The following is a 10539-nucleotide window of genomic DNA, read 5'->3' as shown; positions in this document are numbered from 1 at the left end:
CCTGCCACCCGAAAACTTGCCGATCCTCGAATGGCTCGGTATCAAAACGTCAAAATCACTGTGATGAACCACTAGGTGCCGTATTCCTGCCGCTCAACACCCGCCTCACGGTGCCGGAACTGCAGTTCATCGTCGGCGATGCCTCGCCGAAAGTCATGATCCATGATGGCGATCTCGCGGAGACCGCGCTCAACGTCGCCAGACTCTGCAACGTGTCATCGACATTGCGGCTCGGCCCTGATGGTTCCTACGAGGCAGGCATCGCAGCGGCACAGCCGATCGAGACGTTCGCGCCTGTCACGCTCGATGACATCTCGACCATCATGTACACCTCGGGCACGACAGGCCAGCCGAAGGGCGCCATCATCACCCACGGCATGACGTTCTTCAATTGCGTCAATCTCGGCGGCCTCGCCTACATCTCGCCATCCTCGGTATTCCTTTGCGTGCTGCCGCTATTCCATACTGGTGGGCTCAATTGCCACACCAACCCGGTGCTGCATGCCGGCGGCACCGTCCTGATCATGCGCAGCTTCGATCCCGGCGAGGCCTTGCGCCTGACCAGCGATCCCGCTGAGCGCATCAACGTCTTCTTCGGCGTGCCCGCGATCTACCAGTTCATGGCGCAGCATCCGTCGTTCGCGAGCGCCGATTTCGGCCGGCTGATGATCGGCGGCGTCGGCGGCGCGCCGATGCCGGTGCCGCTACTCAAGGTGTGGGAGGCGCGCGGCGTGGCGCTGCAGCAGGGCTATGGCATGACCGAGACATCGCCCGCGGTGATGGCGCTCGATCGCGAGGATGCCGCGCGCAAGGCAGGCTCCGCCGGCAAGCCTGTGCTGCACACGGAAGTGCGGATCGTGCGCCCTGATGGCACCGACGCTGATGTGGGTGAACTCGGCGAGCTCTGGGTCAGGGGCCCGAACATCACGCCGGGCTACTGGAACCGGCCCGACGCCAACGCCTCCTCCTTCACCGACGGCTGGCTGCATACGGGCGATGCGACGCGCGTCGACGAGGAGGGCTTCTACTACATCGTCGACCGCTGGAAGGACATGTACATCTCCGGCGGCGAGAACATCTATCCGGCCGAAGTCGAGAACGTGCTGCACCAGATTGCTGCGGTCGCCGAGGCCGCCGTGATCGGCATTCCCGATGAGCAATGGGGAGAGGTCGGCATGGCGATCGTCGCCGTGAAGCCGGGGCAGACGCTGACGCCGGCGGATATCCACGCGCATTGCTCGGCGAACCTCGCTCGCTTCAAATGCCCGCGCATCATCGAATTCGTCGAGGCGCTGCCGCGCAATGCGACCGGCAAGATCCACAAGCCGACGCTGCGCAAGCAATTCGCCGAGCAGAAGCCGACCGATCTGGCGCAAGCTTCGTGATGTGCCCCTCCGACGCCAACACCGTTTACGGCTAGACCGCGGTGCAGGCCAATCGACGGTTCGTAGTTCGTAGCCCGGGTGGAGCGCAGCGCAACCCGGGGGATGCTCGCCGAACGGCTCGACCGGTCCCGGATTGCGGGCTACGGGCACTGTCATCCTTGAGATCGCGCGGACGGCTCCCCACTTCAACGAGTGGCCCAACAACGCGAGCCGCCGATCGTGGAAAGCCAGATGCACTATCTGCCGATGACGCCGGGATCGTTTTCGATCCTGGTGTTCCTGGCATTGGTGCTGGTGATCCTGATCCAGCTCCGCATCCTCCGATATGCCTATCTGAGCCTCGGCGTCAGTCCGGGAGCCGCGTTCCTGCTGCTGTTCGGTTCGCTGGTCGGCAGCTATCTCAATATTCCGATCACGGAATTGTCCGGACCGCCGGTGAGATCCGGCGAGATCGTCGACTTCTTCGGTATGCGCTATGTCGTGCCGCTGGTGACCGCGCCCAGCACGATCCTGGCCGTGAATGTCGGCGGCGCGGTGATTCCGACGTTCATGTCGATCTATCTGATCGTCAGATACGAGCTCTGGGTCAGGGCCGCGATCGGCACCGCCATCATCGCCTTCATCGTCCATTCGCTGGCGACGCCGGTGCCGGGTATAGGCATCGCGGTACCCGTGTTCGTGCCCGTCGTCAGCGTCGCGATCATCGCGCTTCTGCTCTCGCGTATATATGCCGCGCCGCTCGCCTATATCGCAGGTTCAGTCGGAACACTGATCGGCGCCGATATTCTCAACCTGGACAAGATCGGCAGCCTGGGGGCGCCGATCGCCTCGATCGGCGGCGCCGGCACGTTTGACGGCGTTTTCCTGACCGGCATCCTCGCCGTGCTGCTCGCCTCCATCGTTTCGCCATCACCCCTGCACCGCGCCTCATAGCGAGACGTCAACCCGGCAGGAAGATGGCGAACGGCTCGTCGACGGTGCGGCGCAGATGTTCGCGATAGAGCGCGTAGTTTTCATCCTCGGGTGACACCCGCCCGACCGAGGGATTGGCGATATTCTTGATCGGCACGAATGCGATTGGTGCAGCGATCGGCGTCAGCAGCGAGCCGCGGCCGGCGAGCAGTGTCGTGATGATGCCGTACATCTCGCCGGTGTTGCGCGGCCTGGACACCGTGATCAGGCGATGCTGGCCGTGCCGGTTGGTGACGAGATAGACGAAGCCGGATTGGTTGGGCACGGCGACTTCGCCGAACTGGGTGTAGGCGGCATCCAGCCGTTCGCCCTCGCGAAAAATCAGCGACGAGACGGCGTCGTCCCAGGCGATCTCGGTGCGATAGGCATAGACCGCGTCCTTGGCCCCGAAGGAGGGCCTGACCGTAAGATAGGTGCCCTTGATCCACTGCACCGCCCGCCGCGAATACGCCCCTAACCCGTCGGGCGCGACTTCGCCATTGGCCACCGGAATCGCCGGCGCCGGCTGGACCTTGCGCAAGGAGACGCCGAGCGCCTGTTCCAGCCGCACCGTGGTCTGCAGCGTGAACGGGCGGCGCCCGCCCAAGACCTTCTCCAATGTCGAGAGGCTGAGCTTGGCCTGCTCGGCCAGCGCCTGCCGCGAGATGCGCCGGCGCGCCAGTTCCTCGCGGATCAGCTCCGCGATCTGCCGGCTTTGTTCTTCGGAGAGCTGCTTGTCCGGCGTCGGCATCGTCACCCCATGCTGATTCACGCCGACTCTACCAGACCGCACATTTCAGCACAAAACCGCACAAAGCCGCCGACAGCGCGGCGTGCGGCGCCCGGCGGCGGCTGAACAATGCCGATCATTCTGCTCGCGCCTCGAGGCACTTTCCCGAAGATTTTGCACGTCCAAGACGTTCCTCGGGAGAAGGAAATGACGACGTACGATTGTATCGTGACCAGCCGCCCGCGCCTGTCGCGCAAGATGCGGATAGCGCTGTTTTTCGTGGTGGAAGGCGTTGCCGCGCTCATCATCGGGTTCGCGGCATTGTTTGTGAACTTCGCGCCGGCGTGGTCGGTAGAGATCAAGCCGCCGGCAGCGTTCATCAAGCCGGGCGACGCCCGTTCCGGCTCCGGCTCGCTGCTGCTGAAGACCGACGAGGGATATGACGATGCCGTCAGGCTCGGCACCGATGTCGACCTCACGGTGTCAGGCCCGACCGTCCGCGCCCGCGTCACCCAGATCTTCCGCAACCCGACCAAGGACTGGGTTGAAGCGGTTTACGTCTATCCGCTGCCGGCAGGCGGCGCGGTCGACACGCTGAAGATGGTGGTCGGCGATCGCATCGTGGTCGGCGATATCAAGGAGCGCAAGCAGGCGCGCATCATCTATGAGCAGGCCAAGCAGAACGGCCAGAAGGCCGCGCTGATCGAACAGGAGCGACCGAACATCTTCACCAACTCGGTCGCCAATATCGGCCCGGGCGAAACCGTGCTGGTGCAGATCGAATATCAGGAGCCGGTGCAGCAGTCCGGCAACGAATTCTCGCTGCGCGTGCCGATGGTGGTCGCGCCGCGTTACAATCCGAAGCCGCTCGTGCAGAGCGTCGACCTCCGTCCAGATGGCGGCGGCTGGGGTGCGACGAAGTCTGATCCCGTTCCGGATCGCGACCACATCACGCCGCCGGTGCTCGATCCGGCCGAGCATGCGCCGGTTAATCCGACCAACATCACCGTTCGCCTGCAGGCCGGCTTCCCACTCGGCGAGGTGAAGAGCCATCATCACACCGTGAAGATCGAAGACGTCGACGACGCGACGCGGATTATCAGGCTCACCGATGGTCCGGTGCCTGCGGACCGCGATTTCGAGCTGACCTGGAGGCCTGCCGCCGAGAAGGCTCCGTCGGTCGGGCTGTTCCGCGAGCGTGTCGGCGACGCCGACTATCTGCTCGCGTTCGTTACCCCGCCTGCCGTCGAGCAGGCCGAGCAGAAGCCACGGCCGCGCGAAGTGATCTTCGTGATCGACAATTCCGGCTCCATGGGCGGCACCTCGATCGTGCAGGCGAAAGCGAGCCTGACTTACGCGCTCGGCCGGCTGCAGCCGAACGATCGTTTCAACGTGATCCGTTTCGACAACACCATGGACGTGCTGTTCCCATCGGCGGTGCCGGCGGACAGCGAGCATCTCGGCCGCGCCACCGCCTTCGTGAGCGCGCTGCAGGCCAATGGCGGCACCGGGATGGTGCCGGCGATGCGGGCGGCGCTGACGGATCGCTCGAACAGCGATTCCGATCATGTCCGCCAGGTGGTGTTCCTGACCGATGGCGCCATCGGCAACGAACAGCAATTGTTCGAGACGATCACGGCGATGCGCGGCCGCTCCCGCATCTTCATGGTCGGCATCGGCTCGGCGCCCAACACCTATCTGATGACGCGCGCCGCCGAGCTCGGCCGCGGCGCCTTCACCCATATCGGCTCCACCGACCAGGTCGAGGAGCGCATGCGCTCGCTGTTCGCGAAGCTCGAGAATCCCGCGGTGACCAGTCTCTCCGCCAAATTCTCCGACGCACATGCCGAGGTTACGCCGGCGATCCTTCCCGACCTCTATCGCGGCGAGCCGCTGGTGCTGGCGGCCAAACTCGACAAGCTCGCGGGCTCCGTCGAGATCAAGGGCCGCATCGGCGACCGCCCCTGGCTCGTGACGCTGCCGCTGGCGAACGCCGCCGAAGGCAAGGGCCTGTCGAAGCTGTGGGCGCGGCGCAAGATCGACGACGCCGAGGTTGCGCGCACCACGCGGCAGGCGAGTCCTGAGGACGCCGACAAAACCATCCTGGCGCTGGCGCTCGAGCATCAGCTCGTGACGCGGCTGACCAGCCTGGTTGCGGTCGACAAGACCCCAAGCCGGCCCGACGGCGAGCCGCTGAAAGTGAGCGAATTGCCGCTCAACCTACCCGCTGGCTGGGATTTCGCGAAAGTCTTCGGCGAGCGCCCGCAATTGCCGGCGGCACCGACCGAGCGGCGCGTGGAAGGCGATGGACGGGTGCAGGTCGCAGCCCTGAAGCGCCCGGCGGTGGTGCAGGCGCCCGACGCGATCAAGCTGCCGAAGACCGCGACCGACGCCGAACTGAAGATGATCGCCGGCGCGATCCTGCTCACGCTGAGCCTGCTCCTGTTCGCATTCATCCGGCGTCGGAACTTCGCCCGCTGATGCCGAATGAAAAGAGGAGGCGCCCCCACCTCCTCTTGGCGCGCGCGGCCTCCCGTCCCCGAGGGCCGCGCGCGACTCTTTCCACACGCGTCATTGCGAGCGCAGCGAAGCAATCCATGTCACCGCTTGTGGAGAGATGGGTTGCTTCGTCGCTGCGCTCCTCGCAATGACGTCGGAGTATCGGTCAAATGCCGCGTTTCCTTGCCCCTCTCCTCCTCGCCCTCCTCGGCCTAATCCTGTTCGGCCAAGGCGCCTACATTCACGCCAAAGCCCTCCTCGCGCAGGTGCTGCTCGAACGTGCCTTCACCCAAACCATCGCCACCGGGCATCCGACAAAACCGTGGTCATGGGCCGACACCTGGCCGGTCGCGCGCATCGAGGTGAAGCGGCTCAATGCCAGTGCCATCGTGCTCGCGGGCTCGAGCGGCCAGGCGCTCGCGTTCGGCCCGGGCCAAGTCGAGCTCACACCCGAGGCCGGCGAACGCGGCGTTGCCGTCTATTCCGCGCATCGCGACACCCATTTCCGCTTCCTGAAGGACGTCGTGATCGGCGACGAGATCGACGTCACCCGCAGCGATGGCAAGACCTTCCGCTATCGCGCCGACGCCAGCTCGGTGGTGCGCTTCGATGCCTCCGGCATCGATCCATTGTCGAGCGGATATGAGCTGGTGCTCTCGACCTGCTAGCCATTCGACGCGCTGACATCGGGGCCGGAACGCTATCTGCTGCGCGCGACGATGATCGAATCCGGCCCCTCGCGGATGACAACACCGTGAATATTGTCCGTGCGGTGGGATATCGCATCAACGCGTAGCGGCATGCAGCCAGTGTGAGTTGCCACGCTCGGCAAGCCCCAATAGAAATAACAAAAAACATGGCGCACGGTGTTCGCCGCAGCGCCGCAGGAAACGACAAGGCGAGGTCCATGGAAGCACAGTTCAGCCCCGCATCCGCTCCGACAGAGAAATGGTCGCCGTCGCGTGATGCCAGCGACGTGGTCAAGCGGATCCATGCGATGCTGCACCCGCGCAACATCGTGCTGGTTGGCGCCACGGACAAGCCCGGTAATTACGCCGAGCGGATCTGGAACAACCTGATCAAATACGGATATCGCGGCGGGCTTTATCCCGTAAACACCAAGCGCGAGACGATCTGGGGCGTCACCTGCTACAAGGATTTTGCGAGCCTCCCCGACAAGCCTGATCATGTGCTGGTGCTGGTGCCGGCGCGCTTTGCGGTGCAGGTGATCCGCGATGCGGCCGCCGCCGGCGCGCGCTCCGCCACCATCGTCACCTCTGGCTTCAGCGAGTTGCAGGACGAAGAAAGCCAACGGCTCGCGGTGGAATTGAAACAGGCGGTGCAGGAGACCGGGCTTGCGGTGACTGGACCCAATTGCCTGGGAAACTTGAGCGCCGGCGAAAACCTCTTCACCAATATCGACGACCGCATCGTCACCATGGAAGCCGGACCGGTGGCGATCGCCGGCCAATCCGGTGCGATCGTGATGGCGATCCGCCAGACGCTGGAGGATCGCGGCGTCGGTGTCGGCTACATGGTGACGACCGGCAATGAGAGCGGGCTGACCACACCCGACCTGATGAACTATTTCGCCGCCGATCCGAGCGTTCGCGTCATCGTGGTCTACCTGGAAGGCGTGCGAAACACGAAGGCGTTCCGCGATGCCTGCAAGGCCGCTCGCGCCGCCGGCAAGCCGGTGATCGCGCTGAAGCTCGGCGCCTCCGAAGGCGGCCGCGCCGCGGCGATGGCGCATACCGGCGCGCTCGCCGGCTCGATCGAGACCTTTGACGCGATCTCGACCCGCGAGGGCGTGATCCGCGTCCGCGGCCTGGATGAATTGATCGAGACCACCGAATGCTTCGTGCATGCCGATCTGCCGAAGGGCAACCGGCTCGCCGCGGTGTCGCTGTCCGGCGGCAAGCGCGGGCTGCTGATCGACGCGTTCTATTCGGCCGGACTGAATTTCGCGCCGCTCAGCCCGAACGCGACCGAACAGCTCGCGAAGATGCTTGGCCCCGGCAGCATTGTCGGCAATCCGCTGGACGCCGGCTTTGCCGCCGTGGTCGATCCCTCCGTCTACATGAAGTCGATCAAGATCATGATCGACGATCCCGACACCGATATCGTGATCATCGATGCCGAACTGCCGAAGGCGCCGCATGAACTGCGCGAGCGCAATCTTCGCATCGTCAACGAGATGGCCGGCCAAGCCGGCAAGCCCGTGATCTATATCAGCGCGATGTCGATCGGCTTCACCGAACATACCAAGGCGCTGCGCAAGACGCTCCCCAATGTCGCCGTGCTGCAGGGGCTCGACCGCGCGGTCGGCGCGATCAAGTCGCTGATCGAATACGCGCAGTTGCGCAAGGAAGTGCCTGACATCGTCTCGAGTTCGACGGCATCCGCGCGCGCGATGCTGGAGAAGGCGCTGAACGGCGCCAACGGCGCCGCGGCGCTCGACGAGGTCGCCTCGAAAAAGCTGCTCAAGGCTTACGGCATTCCGATCTCGAAGGAGGAGCTCGCGCAGACGGCGACGGAGGCGGCGACCATTGCCCGGAAGATCGGCTTTCCCGTGGTCGCGAAGGTGGTCAGCCCTGATATCCTGCACAAGTCCGATATCGGCGGCGTGGTGCTGAACCTCAACAGCGCGGCAGAGGTGAAGAAGGCGTTCAATGAGATCACGGCGCGGGTCAGGAAGCTCAAGAACAAGCCGAAGCTCGAGGGCATCCTGATCGCGCAACAAGTAAAGGCCGATCTTGAGCTCGTGGTCGGCGCCTCGCTCGATGCCGAGATGGGGCCGGTGGTGCTGTTCGGCACCGGCGGCGTCGATATCGAATTATTGAAGGACGTCGCACTCGCCGGTGCACCGCTCGATGCGGAAGAGGCAAAGCAGCTCATCGCGAAGACAAAAGCCGGCATCAAGCTGAAGGGCTATCGCGGCAAGCCGGCACTGCACGAGGCCTCCGCGGTGAAGGCCCTGGTCGGCCTCTCCAACCTGATCGCCGACGCCGGCAACCGCATCGCCTCGATCGACATCAATCCGTTCCTGATCAACACGAAGCTCGGCATCGCCGTGGATGCGCTGATCGTGCTGAACAACGCCGCTGCGAACAAGGCGGCGGGGCATTGATCGCCTCTCGTCATGCGCGGGCTTGACCCGCGCATCCATCAAGAAATGAGTCTTGCGGGGGAGGATGGATTGCCGGGTCAAGCCCGGCAATGACGGCCGGGTTGTAGGGTGGGCAAAGCGAAGCGTGCCCACCTTTACTTGCACCGACCGTGAATGGTGGGCACGCTGCGCTTTGCCCACCCTACGAAGTCAGAACCCCGCGCCCCACTGCCTTGCGGTCTGTAATATCCAGTCGCGATACAGCGTCAGTGGCGTCACGCCGGTGATGCCGCCGCAACCGGCGGAATTGTTCGGCCCCGTTGACCAGCTAATGACGCCGACGATCGCCGGACCCGTTTGCTTGTCCTCGAACACCGGCCCGCCGGAATCGCCGGTGCAGGCGCCAAGCCCGGCGACGCGGACCATGCCGCCGCTTTTGCCGTCGCCGCGCACGGTGACGCCGATGCCCGCGATGGTGAAGCGGCTGCCGACGACGACCGGAATGTTGGGCGCGCCGAGCGCCGCAGGCGCCTTGCCGGGCGCAGGTGCTGCAAGCTGCAGCAGCGCCACGTCGGCAGTGGCGCGATGGGAGGTCATGGCGTCCATCCTGAACGTGGGATGGATCGCGATGCTCTTGACGTCCTTCAATTGCGGCTGCCGGTCCGGGCCATATTCGACGATCTTGTAGTCCGCGCCGGGCTGCACGCAATGCGCCGCCGTGAGCACCACTTTCGGCGCGATCAGTGCGCCGGTGCAGAAATTGCCGCGCGAGCCGACGATGGTGACGATGGAGCGGCTGACGCCTTCGGCGGACGGCACGCCGCCGCCAACGATGGCGGAGGCCGGCGTGGAGGAGAGCAGCGCGAGCGCTGCTGATATCGCGAGCAAGGCTTTCATGGTCACAGCAATAGCTTGCGTCGCGCGCATCGCCAAGCCGCCGGTTTCAGGCTGGCTCCCCGGATCGATCCGTGTTAGCCGCTCGTCAACAAACATAACGGCAGGCAGCAGGAAATGATCGAGGCAGTGATCTGGGATTTCGGCGGCGTCTTGACCACCTCGCCGTTCGAGGCGTTCACGCGGTTCGAGACCGAGCGCGGCCTGCCGGCCGACATCATCCGCCGCACCAACGCCGCCAACCACCTGGAAAACGCCTGGGCCAAGTTCGAGCGCGCCGAGGTCGACATCGAGACCTTCGATGCGCTGTTCGCCGCCGAATCGCTCGCGCTCGGCGCCGAGGTGCGCGGCCGGGACGTGCTGCCGCTGCTGCAGGGCGACCTGCGCCCGGACATGGTGGAAGCGCTGAAGCGCATCAAGGCCCAATTCAAGACCGGCTGCATCACCAACAACCTGCCGGCGAACGCGATCGGGAGCAGAAGCGGCCGCACGCTCTATGTCGCGGAGGTGATGGCGCTGTTCGATCACGTGATCGAATCCGCCAAGATCGGCCTGCGCAAGCCCGATCCGCGCATTTACAAGCTGATGGTGGAAACGCTGAAGGTCGATCCGAACAATTGCGTCTATCTCGACGATCTCGGCGTCAACCTGAAGCCCGCGCGCGACATGGGCATGACCACGATCAAGGTCGTGAGCGCGGACCAGGCGATTTCAGAGCTGGAGGCGGCAACCGGGCTAGTATTGCGCTAGGCACGGACTCTCCCTCTCCCCGCCCTTCGCGGGGAGAGGGTTGGGGTGAGGGGCTGTCTCCGCGATCACAGTGACAGATGGACTCGCGGAGAGTCCCCCTCACCCGGATCGCATCTGCGATGCGATCCGACCTCTCCCCGCAGGCGGCTGTCATATTCGCACATCTTGCGAAGGAATTTGATCGCTGATTCCGTGAGTTGAACGATGATTCGCGGGAGTGA

7 protein-coding genes and 1 pseudogene are annotated in these 10539 nt (G+C 64.6%); 6 read left to right on the top strand and 2 right to left on the bottom strand.

What is annotated here, in order from left to right; all coding sequences use genetic code 11:
* Nucleotides 1–1385 (top strand): long-chain fatty acid--CoA ligase (locus tag AAFX91_RS33990; protein WP_394569475.1); only part of this gene is annotated, 1385 nt, incomplete at its 5' end.
* Between the two features lie 219 nt (nucleotides 1386–1604).
* The gene (locus tag AAFX91_RS33985) at nucleotides 1605–2318 is read left to right on the top strand and encodes a DUF1614 domain-containing protein (RefSeq protein ID WP_130581963.1); all 714 of its coding nucleotides are present in this window, start codon (nucleotides 1605–1607) and stop codon (nucleotides 2316–2318) included.
* A 7-nt stretch (nucleotides 2319–2325) separates the two neighbouring features.
* Here AAFX91_RS33985 and AAFX91_RS33980 read toward each other — a convergent pair whose 3' ends face one another.
* Nucleotides 2326–3087 carry a multiprotein-bridging factor 1 family protein gene (locus AAFX91_RS33980; RefSeq protein ID WP_394569476.1) on the bottom strand — a complete coding sequence of 254 codons (762 nt, stop codon included), beginning with the start codon at nucleotides 3085–3087 and terminating at the stop codon, nucleotides 2326–2328.
* Between the two features lie 186 nt (nucleotides 3088–3273).
* Here AAFX91_RS33980 and AAFX91_RS33975 point away from each other — a divergent pair, with 186 nt between their 5' ends.
* The 3 genes and pseudogenes from AAFX91_RS33975 to AAFX91_RS33965 all read left to right on the top strand — a co-directional run bounded on the left by AAFX91_RS33975 (nucleotide 3274) and on the right by AAFX91_RS33965 (nucleotide 8695).
* Nucleotides 3274–5547: a marine proteobacterial sortase target protein gene (locus AAFX91_RS33975; RefSeq protein ID WP_394569474.1), complete on the top strand. Its 2274-nt coding sequence runs from the start codon at nucleotides 3274–3276 to the stop codon at nucleotides 5545–5547.
* Nucleotides 5548–5735: 188 nt separating this feature from the next.
* Nucleotides 5736–6230 (top strand): annotated as a pseudogene (locus AAFX91_RS33970) (class GN sortase); the annotation flags it as partial.
* A 242-nt stretch (nucleotides 6231–6472) separates the two neighbouring features.
* Nucleotides 6473–8695 (top strand): acetate--CoA ligase family protein, encoded by a 2223-nt coding sequence (locus AAFX91_RS33965; protein WP_394569473.1) that lies wholly within the window; start codon nucleotides 6473–6475, stop codon nucleotides 8693–8695.
* 189 nt (nucleotides 8696–8884) lie between these two features.
* Here the strand turns inward: AAFX91_RS33965 and AAFX91_RS33960 are convergent, their stop codons facing one another.
* A complete protein-coding gene (locus AAFX91_RS33960) occupies nucleotides 8885–9571 on the bottom strand; it encodes a S1 family peptidase (protein ID WP_394569472.1) in 687 nt (228 codons plus the stop codon).
* Between the two features lie 114 nt (nucleotides 9572–9685).
* Here AAFX91_RS33960 and AAFX91_RS33955 point away from each other — a divergent pair, with 114 nt between their 5' ends.
* Entirely contained in the window at nucleotides 9686–10318 is a 633-nt protein-coding gene (locus AAFX91_RS33955) for an HAD-IA family hydrolase (RefSeq protein ID WP_165421604.1), read from the top strand.
* The last annotated feature ends 221 nt before the right edge of the window (nucleotides 10319–10539 follow it).

The organism is Bradyrhizobium sp. 31Argb (genome assembly GCF_043638955.1).
Classification (GTDB): domain Bacteria; phylum Pseudomonadota; class Alphaproteobacteria; order Rhizobiales; family Xanthobacteraceae; genus Bradyrhizobium.
The sequence above is the reverse complement of the archived record's forward strand: the minus strand, read 5'-3'. Positions and strand labels throughout refer to the sequence as shown.